The organism is Sphingobium sp. B1D7B (genome assembly GCF_025961965.1).
In the GTDB taxonomy this organism is placed as follows: Bacteria; Pseudomonadota; Alphaproteobacteria; order Sphingomonadales; family Sphingomonadaceae; genus Sphingobium.
In genome coordinates this window covers 3,249,415-3,265,987 of sequence record NZ_JAOQOR010000001.1, presented here as the reverse complement: position 1 = coordinate 3,265,987, position 16,573 = coordinate 3,249,415, and the positions used below count along the sequence as shown (strand labels likewise).

Below are 16,573 nucleotides of genomic sequence, written 5' to 3'. Positions count from 1 at the left end.
CCATGTTGCTAGCCATCGATGCCGGAAATACCAATGTCGTCTTCGCGCTGATCGCGTCCGATCGCACGATCCGCGCGCGCTGGCGGATCGCCACCGATCCGCGCCGTACCGGTGATGAATATGCCGTGTGGATCAACCAGCTGCTCCAGCTCGAAGGGCTGGGCATGAAGGATGTGACGGCGGTGATCGTCTCCACGGTCGTGCCGCGCGCGCTCCATAATCTCGACGTGCTGGCCCGCAAATATTTCGGCGTGGAGCCGCTGATCGCCGGCAAGCCGCCGGTGGAATGGCATATCAATGTCGACGTGCCGATGCCGCAGACGCTCGGCGCGGATCGCGCGCTCAATGCCGTCGCCGCCCATGACGCCTATGAAGGCGATCTCATCGTCATCGATTTCGGCACGGCAACCACCTTCGACTATATCGATTATACCGGCGCCTATAAGGGCGGGATCATTGCGCCGGGCATCAACCTGTCGCTCGATGCGCTGGTGAACAATGCCGCGAAACTGCCCCGCATCGCCATCGAATCCCCCCGTAACAATGATTCCGTGATCGGCCGCACCACGGAAGACCAGATGCTGATTGGTGTTTTCTGGGGATATGTGGCAATGATGGAGGGGCTGGTCATGCGGATGCGCAAAGAGATCGGCCGCCCGGCGACTGTCCTTGCCACCGGCGGCCTCGCCATTTTGTTCGACCAGAAGACCGATCTCTTCGATGCCATCGTGCCGGATCTCACATTGACCGGCCTGGCACTCCTTTATGAACGCAGCGGAAAAAGTGCATGACGCCAGGCGATGAACTTCTCTTCCTGGCCCTTGGTGGGTCAGGCGAAATCGGCATGAATCTCAATCTCTATGGCTGTCGTGGCAAATGGTTGATGGTGGATCTGGGGGTGACCTTCTCCGATCCGTCCTTCCCCGGGATCGATCTCATCATGCCGGACACCGCGTTCATCGAGGAGCGGCAGAAGGATCTGCTCGGCATCGTACTCACCCATGGGCATGAGGATCATATCGGCGCGGTGCCCTATCTTGCGGCCGATCTCGACGTGCCGATCTATGCGACGCCGTTCACCGCCGGTCTGGTGCGGGGCAAGCTTGCCGAGGAAGGTCTGACGGACAGCGTGACGCTGCATGTCATCCGGGAGGACGAGAGCTTCGAACTCGGCGACTTCCGGATGCGCTATCTGCCGCTGGCGCACTCGATTCCTGAAGGGAATGCGCTGCTGATCGAGACGCCCTTTGGCCGCATCTTCCACACCGGCGACTGGAAGCTCGACGACGAGCCGCAGATCGGCGTGCCCTCCACGGCGGAAGAGCTGAAGGCTGTGGGCGACCAGGGCGTATTGGCGCTCGTGTGCGACAGCACCAATGTGTTCAATCCCGAGGCCAGCGGCTCGGAAGGCTCTGTGCAGGCCGATCTGCTGAGCACCATCGCCGGCGCCAAGGGCAGGGTGGTGGTGACCACCTTCGCCAGCAATGCCGCGCGTTTGCAGACGCTGGCCAATGTTGCGCGGCTCACCGGCCGCAAGCTCTGCGTGGCGGGGCGCTCGCTCGATCGCATCATCACCATCGCCAAGGGCTGCGGCTATCTGCAGAATCTCCCGCCGATGCTGGACTTCGACGCGATCATGGCGGTGCCGCCGCGCGAGGCGATGGTCATCGCCACCGGGGGCCAGGGAGAATCCCGCGCCGCGCTCGCCCGCATCGCGACCGATCAACACCCGATCAAGCTGGATACCGGCGACACGGTGATCTTCTCGTCGCGCAAGATTCCCGGCAACGAACTGGCCATCGGCCGCATCCAGAATGCGCTGGCGGCCAAGAATGTAGTGATGATCACCGAGAACGATGCGCATATCCACGTCTCAGGCCACCCCGGGCGGCCGGAGCTGGCGGCGATGTATGGCTGGATCCGGCCCGAGATGATCGTGCCAGTGCATGGCGAACTGCGCCATATGGCCGAACAGGCGCGCTTTGCCGCCGAGCAGGGCATCGAACGCGGCATCGTGCAGACCAATGGCGACATCATCCGCCTCGCCCCGGATGGGCCGCACAAGATCGGTGAGACGCGCGCCGGGCGCCTCGTGCTGGATGGCGACGTGATCCTGCCGGCCGATGGCAACACCATGAACGAGCGTCGCAAGATCATGATCCATGGCCATATGAGCGTCGGCCTCGCCATTTCCGCCAAGGGCAAGATGCTGGGCGTGCCGGATATCCGCACCAAGGGCGTGCCGGTGGAGGATGATCGCGAGCAGTTTCTCGCCGATGCCGCCAAGGCCGTGGGCGCGGTTGTCGCCAAGGGCAAGGAGAGCGGGGACGTCGAGTCCCTGCGGGAAGCGGTGCGCATCGGCGCGCGGCGCGTGGCGTTCGAGTGGACCGGCAAGAAGCCGATCGTCGACGTGACGATCGTGCAGGCCGGCTGAGGGAGGCGAGGATGCAAATCGGCTCCGCGCTGGCGATCTATTTTCTGATCTGGTTTCTCAGCCTGTTTCTGGTGTTGCCGTTCGGCGTGCGCACCAGCGACGAGCTTGGGAAGGAGAAGGTGCCGGGGCAGGCGGACAGCGCACCCCATGAGTTCCGTTTCTTCCGCATGATCCTGCGCACGACGGTGCTTTCCGCCCTGTTCTTTGCGCTGTTCTACGCGAACTGGGAATATGGCTGGGTGACCATCCGCAGCTTCGACGGGTTTTTAAATGCGCCGGAGAGCCTCCGGCAATAAGCGGGGAGGCGGGCGCGCGGTTTCAGCCGCGCGCCCCGCTCAGTTCGGCCTCAATTTGGCCGAAGCCGGTCGATGCCCTGTGCAAGCGCCACGTAGAGCTTGCCGATATCCGACGAGATCATTGTCAGCGCCAGGGTGCTGCCGTCCTTGGCGGCCATCACCGTGCGCAGCAGCATTTCGAAGTCGCGGATGTAGCGGTTCACATGCTCGCGGAAGGTGGCATCGTCCTGATAGAGGGCGTGGATCTGCTTCGCCTCTGCATTGTTGACCAGCTTGGTCGCGCGCCGTGCGAATAGGCCCTGGTCGCCCTTGAGATAGGCGTTCCAGTCGCTGTCCGAGACATCCTTGTCGAACCACTTGCCGACATCGATGGCGTGCTCGCCCAATGCGCCGATGAGCATGGCCGATCGTTCGGAGATCAGATCGCGGTCCTGCGTCTCCAGCTTCTCGCGATGTGCGCTGATGGCGAGGTCGAGCGTCTTGCCGGCTTCGGCGAGGGTCAGCATGTCGCCGCTCAGCTTGTGGGTGGCCTTCTGGGCGGTCTGCGCAGCCTCGTCGGCCGCCTGAGCCAGCCGGGCCAGTTCGCTCGAGACGGTCGCCTCAACCACCTGCCGGATGGCCTTGTCGCTGGCCACTGCGAGCCCCTGCGCGGCTGCCGGGATCACGTTGTCCATCGCTTCTCGCGCGCGTGAGGCAGCAGCGTCGGCGGCATTGCGGACTTCGCCCAGCGCTTCCGCCAGACGCGGGCCGACCGTCTCGCCAAGCACCTCCATGCCACGACCTGCCTGCTCGACCGCATCGGCCAGCGCCGCGATTTGCTGGCGCTGCGCGGAAAGGGCATCCTGAGACTTGCACAAAGCCTCGGTGAGCACGCTGAGCTGGGTGTTGGTCGCCTTGTCCGACTCGCGCAACTGGCTGACGACGCCGGTCGCCACCGCTTCCACGGCTTCAAGCGCCGGCCCTGCCGTGCGGATGCGCTCGTGCATCGTGCCAAGCTGGCTTTCAACCCGGCCAATCGCGGCCGGCAGGCTCTCGTCCAGCTCGCGCACGCTGCTGTCCAGGGCGAGCAGCAGCGCTTCGGTGCGCTGGATAAGTTGGCCGGCATGGCCATCGCCGCGCCCCAGCGTCTCGATCAGGGCCTGGGTTTCCCCTGACAGCCGGCTGAGCGTGCCGGAAAGCTGCTGGGTGCGGGCGAGCGAGGCCTGCTCCAGCGCATCGAACGAATGCGCAAGCGCGGTTGCCTGCTCGCTCGTCTGGGTCAGCCACTGCGTGCTCCTGCCGGTCTGCCCTTCCAGCCGGACATCGAGGCTGTCCAGCAGGGCTTCCATCTCGCGGCAGGTGGCCGCGAAGCGATCCAGACCGCCGCTGGATGCGCGGTCGATCGCCGCGGCGCTCTGTTCGACGAGCGCGGCCAGCGCGGCGTTCTGCGCATCAAGGCGCTGTTCGGTCGCATCGAGCACGGATTTCACGCGGTCGATGGTGAGATCGAGACGGGCGGAGGAGAGTTCGGAGAGGTTGGTCAGCTCTTCTCCCGCGTCATGCGCTCCGTCACGCAGACCGGAGATCTGCGCCGAGAGCGCCTTGCCGGCATCGGTGAGCTGCAGGCGGACTTCCTCCGCCACCAAAGCTGTCGCCTGCAACTGATGATCGAGGGCATCGTGGCGCTGGCCCAGATCGCCACCGACCCGCGCGAGCGTTTCGCCCAGTGTCGCCAGCCGGTCCTCCAGCTTGGGCAGCGTATCGACCATCGCGGCGAGACGGTCGCCGACGGCACTCACGCGCGACAGCGAGGTCGTGCTGTTCTGGCCGAGCAGGTCGGTCTGCGCGGCGATTTCCGTCATGGATCGGCGCAGGGACTCGCTCGCCGCCTCGGCTGTCCGGGCGGTTTCGCGGGTCTGGCCGGCGAGCTGGCCGTTCACGTCGGTAAGCATGGTCAGGGCCTGGCGCGCTTCGCTGGTGATTTGCGCGGCGTCGTCGGCGCTGAGCGAGGCTACAGCCGCGGCCGGGCGTCGCATCAGGATCACGGCGAGGCCGCCAAGGATCAACAAGGGTGCCGTCGCGACTGCGATCAGGTTGATCAGCCATGCGGAGCGCGCGCCGATGTCCGGATCGGTCCCACTGGCGACCACAAGCGCGACCCAGCCGACGGCAATGACGCCCAAGCCCCCCAGAGCGGCTTTCCGCGCCGGGCTGAGCGGTTCGCTCTCTTCGGCGCCGTTTGCGAAGGATGTGGCCATGCCTTGATCTCCCCCAGAGGAACGATCGGGAAAGGCGGGCGCGTCCCAGCCTGCATCCGACTCGTTGCGGCGCGAGACGCCGTCCTGTTTCACGTGTTCTGGCCCCTTGTTGATGCCGCTAATCTGGTCGATATCCCGCCCATCCGTACCGTTTTGGGACGGATTTTCGACTTTTCGGGCGTCGGACATGACATTTCCTTAACATGTTCCCTCTGAGGGGGAACCCGGTTTTACACTCTGTTCACCTTTCGAAGGTTATCAGATGGCCATGGCATATGATCCTGGCACGCTCGAAGCAGCCCTTGCTGCGGCAGTCGGTTCCGACCGTGCGCTCATCGCGGATTTGCGTCGCGCATTCCTCGAGAGCGCAGGCCGGCAGGTTGATCTTCTCGCCCGTTCCCGCTGCGATGCGAACTGGACGATGGCGGCGCTGCGACTCAAGGGGCTGTGCGCCAGCTTTGGCGTTAATCGCCTGATGAACCTTGCCGACGAGGCACTGGTCGGCGCGCCGGGCGATCCGGTCATCCTGCGGCGCATCACCCAGGCGCTCGCGACGGTCGGGGCGGAAAACGAAGACTGACCGGCCGACCGCATGTGTCGGCTGATCACTCTCACGGCATCCCCCTGTGTCGAAATGGGGGCCTTGCAATCGGGCCACCGCATTGCCAGACAGATTGTCTGTGTCGAATGTCGGTCTCTAGGTAGCATCCATGGTGCTGGTCGCTCTGCTCAGTGCGCGCAATGCCGCACGGGACGGTCTGCAGTCGCCCGTGTCATCGGCGCTGCTGGATTTTGGCGGCCAGAGCCTCATCGAATATCAGGCGCGGCTGGCGCTGGGCGCGGGCGCGGAAAAGCTCATCATCCATGCGGATGCGGCAGCGGCCGAGGCGGACTTGCCCGGCCTCACTCGCATGGCCGATCACATCGCGCGGGAGACCGATTGCCCGGTGAGCGTGGTGCGCGACATGCCGGAACTGGCCCGCACGATTGGGCCGGAAGACCTTGTTCTGCTGATGGCGGAAGGCGCGGTGATCCCCTCAGAAGCGCTCGACGCCCTGACGATCAGCGGGGGCGAGGCGGTGCTGGTGCTGCCCTCGGGCGCGAGCACGGCCAGCTTCGAGCGGCTGGATGCCAGCAGCATGTGGGGCGGGGCGTTCTGTGTTTCCGGGGCACGGCTGCTCGCAACGCTGGATATGCTGGGCGAGTGGGATCTGGTGCTCACCTTGCTCCGTCGCGCCGTTCAGGATGGCGTGGAGCGGATCATGCTGCCGCCCGAGCCGGTGCTGCAGGGGCGGCTGGCCTTCCTCACCGATCAGTCCAGTGCCGATCTGGCGCTGAATGCGCTGAGCGATTACGCCCCCGACGCAAGCTGGCGCGATGGCGGCGGCGTTGCGGCCTTGCTGGCGCCGCTCTCGCGTACGTTGCTGCGCGAGTTGATGCACCGGCAGGCGGAACCGGGACATATCGCGCTGCTTGCCGTGCTGCTGTGCGCGGGCAGTGTGGCAGTGGGGCTCAGCGGATGGGCTTTTCCGGCGCTGCTCCTCATGCTGCCGGCGCTCGGCATCGCGGCGCTGGCAAATCGTTATGCCCAGCTGACCCTGCGGGCGACTGGTCGGCGTTGGCCGTTGGCGCTGGTGCAGGGCGGCGCGCTGCTGCTGCTCGGCATGACCGGTTTGCGGGCGGCAGGAGCGGATCCGCTGGCGCTCACCACGGTGCTGTTCGTGCTGCTGTTCCTCACTCTTTTCACCTTCGGGTCGGAACGAACCACGCCCACCGCGCTTTGGGAAGTGCAGCTTCGTCCCGGCGTCCCGGCGGCATTGCTGATGGTGCTGGCCGGCGTTATCGTCGGCTATGTGGGAATAGCCTTTGCGCTGCTCGGCTGGGTTCTGGCCGGTCTGCTGGCCGCGCGACTGTTCCATGTGGGAAGGTCCGAATTTTAGGGCCTGTTAAGCCTGTTTGGCTAGGGATGGGGCATGACGGGCGTGGGTGAACCGGTTCAGCAACGCCATGGCGGCGAGCGGGAAGGCGCGGTGTTTGCCGCGCGCTTTGCTCGTGGGCTGGCGCTGGAGGTTCGCCATGGCGCCGATCTCGCGCGGCTGGCCGACGATGCGCCGGGCCGCTGGACCGATGCCTTGCTGGCCGAAACGCGGATCCATCTTGCCGGGCTGATGAACGCGGTCGAGCAGGCGCTGGTCGCCGGACTGGCCCGTGAGCCTGTGGCCTCGGCCTCCGCCATGCCCGATACAGGCTATGCGCGGCAGGCGATCGAGCGGGACATCGCCGTGCTTTCGCCGGACTTGCTGCGCCATCTGCGTCATCGTGCCTGCGTGTCGCTGCTGATGCGGCAATATCGGCTCGAGGGTCGCCATGGCGATCGCTCGCGGCTGGAGAGCGAGGCCAGCGACAATGGTCGCTATCTCGATGCACTGGCTGGCCTCGCGCTGGCGGAGCGCAACTGGTGCGGGCCGATGTTGCTCGACGCAACGATCCTGCCGGACCTGCCGGCCGAGCTCTATCACGATCTCGTCTGGACCGTCGCGGCCCTGCTGGTAAACGGGAGTAGCGCACAAGCCGCCGGCGCCGATCCCATGCTGACGACGGCCATCGCGCGCGCCGCCGAGGGGCTGATTGCCCGTCATGATGAAGGGCAGGGCGCCATCGCACAGGCCCGCCGCTGCGCGCGTGCGCTTAATTCGGATCAACGCTTCGCCATCGCCCCGCACGCGCTGGCGGAAGCACGGCTGCTCCTCTTCGCTGCCATCGTGGAGTGCGAGGGCGGCATTGCGCTGGACGAGGTGCTGGAGGCGCTGATCGGCCCGCAGGATCGCGATCGCTTCGCCCTGTTGCGGGTTATGGGCGTGGACGATCCCGGCGCTTTTCAGGTCGCAGAGATGCTCGGCCCGGTCACCGGTCTCGCCGAAGGGGGCGATGCCGCGCTTGTCGCGTTTGTCGAGAGCTACCGCGCCTTTGACGCGGAACAGGCCATGCAATGGCTGCTCGACCGGATGAACCCGCGCGAGCTGGCGGACAAGCTCGCTCTGCTGGACGGCCGATGACAGTCGCGCCCCCCGGCACGGAGCCAATCCTGGCGCGGCTGGACGGCGACGGTCGCATCATCTCGGCCGACGCGCCGCTTGCGCGGTTGCAGGCCGATGCGGGCGGCGATCCGCATGGGCCGCTCGCCATTCCTGCGCTGGCCGCGCTCGTCCGCCTCGCCGCGCGGCTGCGCATCCCGATTTCTCGCGCGGTGCAGGCTGCACAGGGCGAGGCCGATCTCAGCATGTGGGTGCAAATCCGTCCCGAGGCGGACGGCTATGCCATGTCCATCGTCGACTGGCAGGTGCGCGCTCCGCGTCAATGGCCCGGTGAACTGGGCGTGCTGATGGCGCGCCGTCTGGCGCCCGCCGAGCCGGGCTGGCCGTGGCAAGTGGATACGCAACTGCGCTTCCGGCAGGTTGCGGCCGAAGCCGCCGCCGTCGGGCATGAGCCGCCCCGCGATGGCGAGCCGCTGACCGCCTATTTCCGCCTCGATGCGATCATTGCGGACGATGTGTCGCCGATGCCGCTGGTCGAGGCGCTGGCGCTGCGTATGCCGTTCACGGACCAGCATGCGCGCCTGCGGGCCGACGATGCGGTCTCCTATCGCATATCCGGCGAGCCGCTGTTCGATGAGCATGGCGCGCTGATGGGCTATCGCGGCCGCGCCGTGCCGCAGGAGAGCCAGCCCGCACAGGAACCCCGCGTCGAGGCAGAGGCGCCGTCTGCGGAGATCCACGATCTCTTTGGCGATGGCATGTTCGATGCCGGCTTCGCCCCCCGGCTGGACCGCGCCCTGCGCCAGCCGATCGGGCGGATCATCGCCAATGCCGGCAGCATTGCCGCGCAGGCCCATGGTGAACTGCGCGAGGAATATGCAGGCTATGGCGCGGACATCGCCCAGGCCAGCCGCCATCTGCTAGATCTGGTCGATGACTTGTCAGATCTTCACGCCATTGAGCGCCCCGATTTCCGGGTGGCGAAGGAGCGCGTCGATCTGGCCGATCTGGCGCGCCGAGCCGCCGGCCTGCTGCACGTCCGTGCGGGCGAGCGCGGCATTCGCATCCAGACGCCGCCGCTGGGCGAGAGTGCCATGGCCTGCGGTGAGTATCGCCGCGTACTGCAGATCCTCGTCAATCTCATCGGCAATGCGGTGCGGCATACCCCGCGCGACAGCACCATCTGGGTCCGCGTCGATAGCGAGGGCGGGCGTGCCCGCGTCGTCGTTGCGGATCAGGGCGGCGGCATCGACCCCGCCGATCACCAGCGCATTTTCGAGCGGTTCGAGCGACTGGGCCTCTCCGGCGGGGATGGCAGCGGGCTGGGGCTCTATATCTCCCGCCGTCTCGCACGCGCGATGAGCGGCGATCTGACGGTGGAAAGCGCGCTGGGGCAGGGCGCCCGTTTCACGCTCGATCTGCCGGTGTGGGCGGACGCCTGAGCGGAGACGGCCTGCTCAGGGCACCCGCAGCCCGCGCAATTCATAGCCGATCGACTGTTCGATCTCACAGGTCTTGCGAACGGCTGGCAGCGCCATCATCCGGTCGTAATGGGCGGTGAGGCCCGGCCAGTTCTCCACCGGCAGGGCGAGCGTGTGTCGCATCCGCCAGAATAGACGGAAAAGGTGGATGTCGGCCACCGAAAGCCTGCCGCCTACCGCCCATTCCTGACCCGCAAGCCGATGCTCCGCTTGTTCGAGCGCGGCCTCCGCGCGCTCTTGCCCGGCAATGAAGGAGGGATGCAGCGTCGACGCGGCGAACGACATCCAGGAGAGAGCCTGCGCGGTGCCCATGGGATCATCCGGCAGCAGCGCGGCCTCGGGAAAACGCCGCGCGAGATAGAAGAGGATGGCCGCCACTTCGGTCAACGTGCCCTCCTCGGTCACCAAGGTCGGCACCTTGCCCTCGGGGTTGATCGCGAGATAGGCCGGCTCAGCCTGTTCGCGCTTGGCGAAGGAGAGCGAACGTAGCTCGAACGGCGCCCCGATGTGCACGAGGGCGATGTGCGGGGCCATCGAGCTGGCGCCGGGGGCGATGTAGAGCGTGAGCATGGGTTGTCCTCCCTGATGCCGGCAAAGGCTGTGACAAGCTTAATCCTTCTCCCCTTGGGGGAGAAGGATACGAAGCCTTGCCGCTATGAGCGGCTAGGCGCAGTTGGATGAGGGTTGGCGGATCTATGGTCCGCGCGATCCCGTGGATCGCATACCCCTCTCCCAGCTTCGGCTAGGCAGCACGCTGCCAAGCCTTCGCATCCCTCTCCCTCAAGGGGAGAGGGTACAGGGCGATCCGGCTGCTCGGCCGATTATCCTCTCAGGCGGCCTTCACCTGCGCGCCGTCATAATAGCCGTGGCCGCTCGCTGCCATCTCCCGCAACTGCTCAGGCGGCGCGAAGCGTTCGCCATACGCGGCTGTCAGCCGATCCAGCACCTCGACCACCTTCGCAGGGCCGATCGTGTCGATCGCGCTGAACGGGCCGCCCGTATAGGGCGCGAAGCCCCAGCCAAAGATTGCGCCGATATCGCCATCTTGCGGCGTCACCAGCACGCCCTCGGCGAAGCAGCGGGCGCATTCGACCAATTGGCGGTAGAGCAGCCGCTCTCGCACCTCGGCCGGCGTCGGCTGGTTGAGAGCGCGGGGGAACTCCGCCGCAAGGCCGGGCCAGAGCGCCTTTTTCCCGCCGTCCGCCGGATAATCATAATAGCCCTTGCCGTTCTTGCGGCCGAGGCGGCCGATCTCGACCATATGCGCGACGACATCATCGGCCTTCGCGGGCAGATAGGCATCGCCCAGCGCGGCCTTCGCGGCGAGCGTCACCTTATGGGCCAGCTCAATGGAGACCTCATCCGAGACGGCGAGCGGGCCGACCGGCATGCCCAGCTGGCGGCCGACATTCTCGATCAGCGCGGGGTTGATGCCCTCTGCCAGCATCTGCGCGCCTTCCTGCACATAAGTGCCGAAGCAGCGCGAGGTGTAGAAACCGCGCGAGTCATTGACGACGATGGGCGTCTTGCGGATCTGCGCGACGAAATCGAGCGCCTTGGCAACGGCGGCATCGCCGGTCTGTTTGCCGAGGATGATCTCGACCAGCGGCATCTTTTCCACCGGCGAGAAGAAATGCACGCCAATGAAATTTTCCGGCTTCGACCAGGCCTTGGCGAGGCCCGAGATCGGCAGGGTGGAGGTGTTGGAGCCGAAGATCACGTCCGGCCCCAGCACGGATTCGACCCGCTGGGTGATCTCCGCCTTGATCGCAGGGTCTTCGAACACGGCCTCGATCACGAAATCGCAGCCCTGCAGCGCGTCCACGCTGTCCGCCGGCATGATGCGGGCGAGGGCTTGTTCCATCTTATCCGGCGTCATGCCCCGGCCGATGCGCTTTTGCATCTGCGCCTGCGCATGGGCCTTGCCCTTGTCCGCCGAGGCCAGATCGCGGTCGAGCAGCACCACGTCGATACCGGCCTGCGCCGCGACATTGGCGATGCCCGCGCCCATCATCCCGGCGCCAAGCACGGCCAGCTTTCTCGTCGGGGCCTTCTCGATGCCGGCGGGACGCCGCGCGCCGCGTTCGGCGGCCTGCTTGGAGACGAACAGCGTGCGGACCATGTTGCCCGCCTGCGGATCGGCCACCACCTTGGCGAAATATTTGCTCTCGACGCGGATCGCCCGATCCATGGGCAACTGGATGCCTTCATAGACCGCGCCGAGCAGGGCGTGCGGCGCATGGATGTTCCGCTGGGTCTGCTTGGTGGTCATCACCGTCGCGGCCATCATCGTCTGGATGAAGCCGGGGTTGAACTGGCCCGATCCGCCAGGGACCTTGAAGCCCTTGATGTCCCATGGCTGGGTGTGGGCATCGGGATTGGCCTTCACCCAGGCCTTGGCGACATCGACAGTCTGGCCCGGGTCGGCCAGTTCATCGACGACCTTCATCGCCGCCGCCTCGGCCGGGCGCCAGCTCTTGCCTTGCAGCATGTACATGAGCGCGCCCTGGATGCCGATCAGGCGGGGCAGGCGCTGTGAGCCGCCACCGCCGGGGAACAGGCCGACGAGGATTTCCGGAAGGCCGATCTGCACCTTGGGATTGTTGCTGAGCACGCGGTGATGGCAGGCGAGAGCGAGCTCCAGACCACCGCCCATGGCCGTGCCTTCGATGGCAACCGCGACCGGCTTTCCGCAGGTCTCAACTTTGCGCAGCAAGTCATTGAGGGTGAAGACATTGTCGAACAGGGCGGCCATGTCGACATCGCCGGTTGTCGCCTCGCGCAGCATGGCCGAGAGATATTTGAGGTCCATGCCCGCCATGAAGCCACTGTCCTTGCCGGAGCAGATGACGGCGCCCTTGATCGCCTCCTCGCTGCCGATCCGTGCGATGGCGGCGGCGAAGTCGGTCAGGAAGTCGGGCGTGATGACATTCATCGACTGCCCCGGCACGTCGATGGTGAGAAGGGCGATGCCGTCGCCGTCGATCTCGGTCGTGATGGTCGTAGCCATATGTGCCTCCTGACTCGTTCGTCTTCACTTTCCGTTCGCCCTGAGTAGGGGCTGAGCCTGTCGAAGACCCGTATCGAAGGGTCACTGAGCAGGCTGGGCGCTTCGATACGCTCCTTCGACAAGCTCAGGAGCTACTCAGCACGAACGGTGTTGAACTGCTGCCTTCAATTTGCGGGCCTCAAACCCGCTCGATAATGATGCCCGTGCCCATTCCCGCGCCGACGCACAGATTGACCAGCGCCGTGCCCTTGCCGGAGCGTTCCAGCTCATCGAGCGCAGTGCCCAGCACCATCGCCCCGGTCGCGCCGAGCGGATGGCCCATGGCGATGGCGCCGCCGTTCACGTTGATCTGGCTGTGATCGAGCCCCATCGCCTGCATGTAGCGCAGCAGGACGCTGGCGAAGGCTTCGTTCAGCTCCCAAAGGTCGATATCGCCGACCGACATTCCAGACTTTTTCAGGAGCTTGTCGGCAATGTTTTCCGGGCCCGTGAGCATGATCATCGGCTCGGAGCCGACCGAAGCCATGGCCTTCATCCGGGCGCGCGGCTTGAGCCCATATTTCTCGCCCATGGCCTTGCTGCCGACCAGCACGGCCGCAGCGCCATCGACAATGCCGGAGCTGTTGCCGGCATGGTGGACATGGTTGACGCGTTCCAGCTCCGGGTAGCGGAGCAGGGCGATGGTGTCGAAGCCCGGCATCTCCTCGCCCATGGCCAGGAAGCTTGGCTTGAGGCTGGCAAGGCTTTGCATCGTCGTTTCCGGGCGCATATGCTCGTCATGGTCGAGCAGCACCTGACCGATCACGTCCTTGACCGGGATGATCGACTTGCCGAAGCGCTGGTCGTCCCAGGCGGCCTTGGCGCGCTTCTGGCTCTCGACCGCATAGGCATCCACATCATCGCGAGAGAAGCCGAACTTGGTCGCGATCACGTCCGCGCCAATGCCCTGCGGCGCAAAATAGCTGGCATAGGCCACATTGGGATCGGAAGCCCAGGCGCCACCGTCCGCGCCCATCGGCACGCGGCTCATGCTCTCCACGCCACCGCCAATGGCCAGCTCCGCCTCGCCACTGATCACCTTCGCGAGGGCCATGTTCACCGCTTCCAGGCCCGAGGCGCAGAAGCGATTGATCTGCACGCCCGGCACGGTCTCGGCATAGCCGGCCGTCAGCACCGCCATGCGGGCAATGTCCGTCCCTTGCTCGCCGACCGGGGCGACGCAGCCGAGGATCACGTCGTCCACGTCCGCCGTGTCGATGGCGTTGCGATCGCGCACCGCCTGGAGAACCTGCACTGCCAGCTGTACCGGCGTCACCTCATGGAGCGACCCGTCCGGCTTGCCGCGTCCTCGCGGTGTGCGCACGGCATCATAGATGAAGACTTCCATGGTCGCTCTCCTGTAGGTCTGGCGGGGCCTTTGGTGCGGCCAATATGGGCCATGCCATCGCCTTCGCGCAAGAGCTCGCTGCCGGCTTCGCCACTTGCGTGGTCCATGCAAGCCCAAGAAATCCGCCAATCCTCGGCCTTACCCTAACGTCAACGGAAGGTGCGCGGGCGGGGCATAATTTCCTTATCTTTGGCGCCACGGATAGCCTGGCATACCAAGTCCACGCTGCCCTTTTGGGCGCAAGCGGCCCGACTCGGGCGTCTGCGGTTGAATAGAAAGTTCCAACGGCCTATCTGCGCCGCATCAGCATATCGACATGCACACCCGCGTGTCCTCTTGTCCTTTTCCCGGGGGTAGGCATGGCCAGCCAGAACGAACACAGTCCCAAGCCGGCAAAGCCGGACGTTCCCAAGGATGTCGAGGAGGCGATCCGCACCCTCATCCGTTGGGCCGGCGACGATCCAGAGCGGGAAGGCCTCATTGAAACGCCCAAGCGCGTGGCGCGCGCCTGGCGGGAATATTGCGAGGGCTATGCCGAAGACCCGGCCTATCACCTCTCGCGCATCTTCCACGAGGTTGGCGGCTATGACGAGATCGTGCTGCTCACCGACATCCCGTTCCAGTCTCATTGCGAGCATCACATGGCGCCGATCGTCGGCAAGGCGCACATCGCCTATCTGCCGCAGGATTATGTCGTCGGCATCTCCAAGCTCGCTCGCGTGCTGGAGGCGTTCGCCCGCCGCCTGCAGGTGCAGGAGCGGCTGACAGCGCAGGTCGCCGACTGCATCTGGGAGAATCTCAAGCCGCTCGGCGTGGCCGTGGTGATCGAGGCAACCCATGGCTGCATGACCGGGCGGGGCGTCCGCACCCATGGCACGATCATGCGCACCAGCCGGATGATGGGCGTGTTCAAGCGCGACGAAAAAAGCCGAGAGGAAGTGCTGCGCCTCATGGGCGTAAAATGACGGCGCAGGCCCCGCTCGCGCTCGTCACCGGGGGGCACCGCCGCCTCGGCGCGCGCATCGCCATGCATCTGGCGCGCGCCGGCTATGCGCTGGCGATCCACGGCCGGCATGATGCGGAGCCGCATCGCTTCCTGTCCGAATGCCTCGCCGAAACAGGCGTGCGCTGGCATGGCTTCGTCGCGGATTTCCTGACGCCGGGTGCCGCCGAGGGGCTGATGCCGGCGGTGATCGATCATTTCGGCCGTGCACCGGATCTGCTGGTGAACAGCGCCTCGCTGTTCGGCGAGAGCGAGCTGGCCAATGTCAGCGCCGGCCAGCTGGCCGACTATCATCAGGTCAATACGGTTGCGCCGGTGTTGCTGACCCAGGCCTTTGCCGCGGCGGCCCGGCCCGACGGTGCTGGCGCCTCGATCGTCAATATTCTCGACCAGCGCCTGGCCCAGCCGCATGGCGACCAGCTTGCCTATACGCTGGGCAAGGCGGGGCTGGAGGCTTTCACGCGGATCGCCGCGCGCACGCTGGCGCCTGCTATTCGGGTCAACGCCGTCTCGCCGGGGCTGACCCTCGCGACCTATGATTATACGCCCGAGCAACTGGAGCGGCTCGCCAGCCACGCGCCGCTCGGCGTGTTGCCGACGCCGGAGGCGGTGGGCGAGGCGGTGCTGTATCTGGCGCGGGCGGAGTCGGTGACCGGCCAGACAATCATCGTCGATGGCGGTGCCCATATGCGCAGTTACGCGCGCGATTTTCTTCATCTGGAGACCTGAACCGCCCGGCAGCGCCCGGTGACGGGCGATCCGATCTCCCACAAAGCAAAACCCCGCCGGACGATCTGTCCGGCGGGGTTTCTAAAGCTTGCGGAGGGAAGGGGCTCAGGCCTCTTCCGTATCCTCGTTGGCAGCCGGCTCGGCAGCCTCGGTCGCGATTTCGCCCGGCTCGGCATTGGGATCGTAATCCTCAGTGAAGCCGGCTTCGTCCTTCTCGAACATGGAGGCCATGACGTCCACGCCGTCCTTCTGCAGGTCGGCTTCCTCAGGCGAACGTGCGACGTTGGCCTGAACGGTGACGGAGACTTCCGGGTGCAGAGAGACGCGCACGTCGAACAGGCCGAGCGTCTTGATCGGGCGTTCCAGCACGACCATCGACTTGCTCACATTGGTGTGGCCGGCTTCGTGGAGTGCTTCCACGATGTCACGAACCGAGACCGATCCGTAGAGCTGGCCGCTGTTCGACGACTGACGGATCAGGACGACCTGAACGCCATCGACCTTCTCGGCCGCCTTGGCAGCGTCGTCACGACGGGCTGCGTTGTCGGCCTCGATCTTGGCGCGGTTGGCCTCGAACACCTTCTTGTTGGCGTTGTTGGAGCGAAGCGCCTTCTTGTTGGGCAGCAGATAGTTGCGCGCATAGCCGTCCTTGACGGTTACGACGTCGCCGATTGCACCCAGCTTCTCGATACGCTCGAGCAGAATGATTTCCATGGGTCCGCCCTCCTTACTTCACGATGTAGGGCAGCAGGCCCAGATGGCGGGCGCGCTTGATTGCCTGGGAAAGCTCGCGCTGCTTCTTGGCCGAGACGGCCGTGATGCGCGAGGGAACGATCTTGCCGCGCTCAGAGACGAAGCCCTGCAGCAGGCGCACATCTTTGTAATCGATGCGCGGTGCGTCCTTAGCGGAGAACGGGCAAGTCTTGCGACGGCGGAAAAATGGGCGTGCCATGTGTCAGGT

General features: G+C 65.7%; 15 protein-coding genes. 9 read left to right on the top strand and 6 right to left on the bottom strand.

From position 1 onward, the window contains the following. Positions 1-2: 2 nt before the first annotated feature. From M2336_RS15310 to M2336_RS15300, 3 genes are read left to right on the top strand one after another with little or no spacing between them, the layout of a single operon-like run. Positions 3-791 carry a type III pantothenate kinase gene (locus tag M2336_RS15310; RefSeq protein WP_264573148.1) on the top strand — a complete coding sequence of 263 codons (789 nt, stop codon included), beginning with the start codon at positions 3-5 and terminating at the stop codon, positions 789-791. Beyond that, entirely contained in the window at positions 788-2,434 is a 1,647-nt protein-coding gene (locus M2336_RS15305; RefSeq protein ID WP_264573147.1) for a ribonuclease J, read from the top strand. Before M2336_RS15310 ends, M2336_RS15305 begins: the two co-directional genes overlap by 4 nt. 11 nt (positions 2,435-2,445) lie before the next feature. After that, on the top strand, positions 2,446-2,730 hold the full coding sequence (locus M2336_RS15300) for a DUF1467 family protein (RefSeq protein ID WP_264570743.1): 285 nt from the start codon (positions 2,446-2,448) through the stop codon (positions 2,728-2,730). Between the two features lie 50 nt (positions 2,731-2,780). On the opposite strand, the gene M2336_RS15295 is transcribed toward M2336_RS15300, so the two are convergent. Beyond that, positions 2,781-5,156 carry a hypothetical protein gene (locus M2336_RS15295; RefSeq protein ID WP_264593174.1) on the bottom strand — a complete coding sequence of 792 codons (2,376 nt, stop codon included), beginning with the start codon at positions 5,154-5,156 and terminating at the stop codon, positions 2,781-2,783. Between the two features lie 79 nt (positions 5,157-5,235). On the opposite strand from M2336_RS15295, the gene M2336_RS15290 reads away from it, so the two are divergent. From M2336_RS15290 to M2336_RS15275, 4 genes are all read left to right on the top strand, one after another. Then, the gene (locus M2336_RS15290) at positions 5,236-5,547 is read left to right on the top strand and encodes an Hpt domain-containing protein (protein WP_264570741.1); all 312 of its coding nucleotides are present in this window, start codon (positions 5,236-5,238) and stop codon (positions 5,545-5,547) included. A gap of 130 nt (positions 5,548-5,677) precedes the next feature. After that, positions 5,678-6,907 carry a hypothetical protein gene (locus M2336_RS15285; RefSeq protein ID WP_264573145.1) on the top strand — a complete coding sequence of 410 codons (1,230 nt, stop codon included), beginning with the start codon at positions 5,678-5,680 and terminating at the stop codon, positions 6,905-6,907. 33 nt (positions 6,908-6,940) lie between these two features. Continuing rightward, positions 6,941-8,023 (top strand): hypothetical protein, encoded by a 1,083-nt coding sequence (locus M2336_RS15280; protein ID WP_264573144.1) that lies wholly within the window; start codon positions 6,941-6,943, stop codon positions 8,021-8,023. Continuing rightward, complete coding sequence (locus M2336_RS15275; protein ID WP_264573143.1) at positions 8,020-9,444, top strand: ATP-binding protein; 1,425 nt, start codon at positions 8,020-8,022, stop codon at positions 9,442-9,444. The genes M2336_RS15280 and M2336_RS15275 overlap by 4 nt, the downstream gene beginning before the upstream one ends. 15 nt (positions 9,445-9,459) lie before the next feature. On the opposite strand, the gene M2336_RS15270 is transcribed toward M2336_RS15275, so the two are convergent. The 3 genes from M2336_RS15270 to M2336_RS15260 all read right to left on the bottom strand — a co-directional run bounded on the left by M2336_RS15270 (position 9,460) and on the right by M2336_RS15260 (position 13,880). Further along, positions 9,460-10,053: a glutathione S-transferase family protein gene (locus M2336_RS15270; protein ID WP_264573142.1), complete on the bottom strand. Its 594-nt coding sequence runs from the start codon at positions 10,051-10,053 to the stop codon at positions 9,460-9,462. 259 nt (positions 10,054-10,312) lie between these two features. Next, positions 10,313-12,493, bottom strand: coding sequence for a 3-hydroxyacyl-CoA dehydrogenase NAD-binding domain-containing protein (locus M2336_RS15265; RefSeq protein WP_264573141.1), 2,181 nt, complete (start codon positions 12,491-12,493; stop codon positions 10,313-10,315). Positions 12,494-12,671: 178 nt separating this feature from the next. Next, complete coding sequence (locus M2336_RS15260; RefSeq protein WP_264573140.1) at positions 12,672-13,880, bottom strand: acetyl-CoA C-acetyltransferase; 1,209 nt, start codon at positions 13,878-13,880, stop codon at positions 12,672-12,674. Positions 13,881-14,239: 359 nt separating this feature from the next. Here M2336_RS15260 and folE point away from each other — a divergent pair, with 359 nt between their 5' ends. Further along, a complete protein-coding gene (folE, locus tag M2336_RS15255; RefSeq protein WP_264573139.1) occupies positions 14,240-14,845 on the top strand; it encodes a GTP cyclohydrolase I FolE in 606 nt (201 codons plus the stop codon). Continuing rightward, positions 14,842-15,612 (top strand): SDR family oxidoreductase, encoded by a 771-nt coding sequence (locus tag M2336_RS15250; protein WP_264573138.1) that lies wholly within the window; start codon positions 14,842-14,844, stop codon positions 15,610-15,612. The genes folE and M2336_RS15250 overlap by 4 nt, the downstream gene beginning before the upstream one ends. A gap of 105 nt (positions 15,613-15,717) precedes the next feature. Here M2336_RS15250 and rplI read toward each other — a convergent pair whose 3' ends face one another. Both rplI and rpsR read right to left on the bottom strand, forming a co-directional pair. Then, a complete protein-coding gene (rplI, locus tag M2336_RS15245; RefSeq protein WP_181560057.1) occupies positions 15,718-16,326 on the bottom strand; it encodes a 50S ribosomal protein L9 in 609 nt (202 codons plus the stop codon). Positions 16,327-16,339: 13 nt separating this feature from the next. Next, a complete protein-coding gene (gene rpsR / locus M2336_RS15240; RefSeq protein WP_181560056.1) occupies positions 16,340-16,564 on the bottom strand; it encodes a 30S ribosomal protein S18 in 225 nt (74 codons plus the stop codon). Positions 16,565-16,573 lie beyond the last annotated feature (9 nt).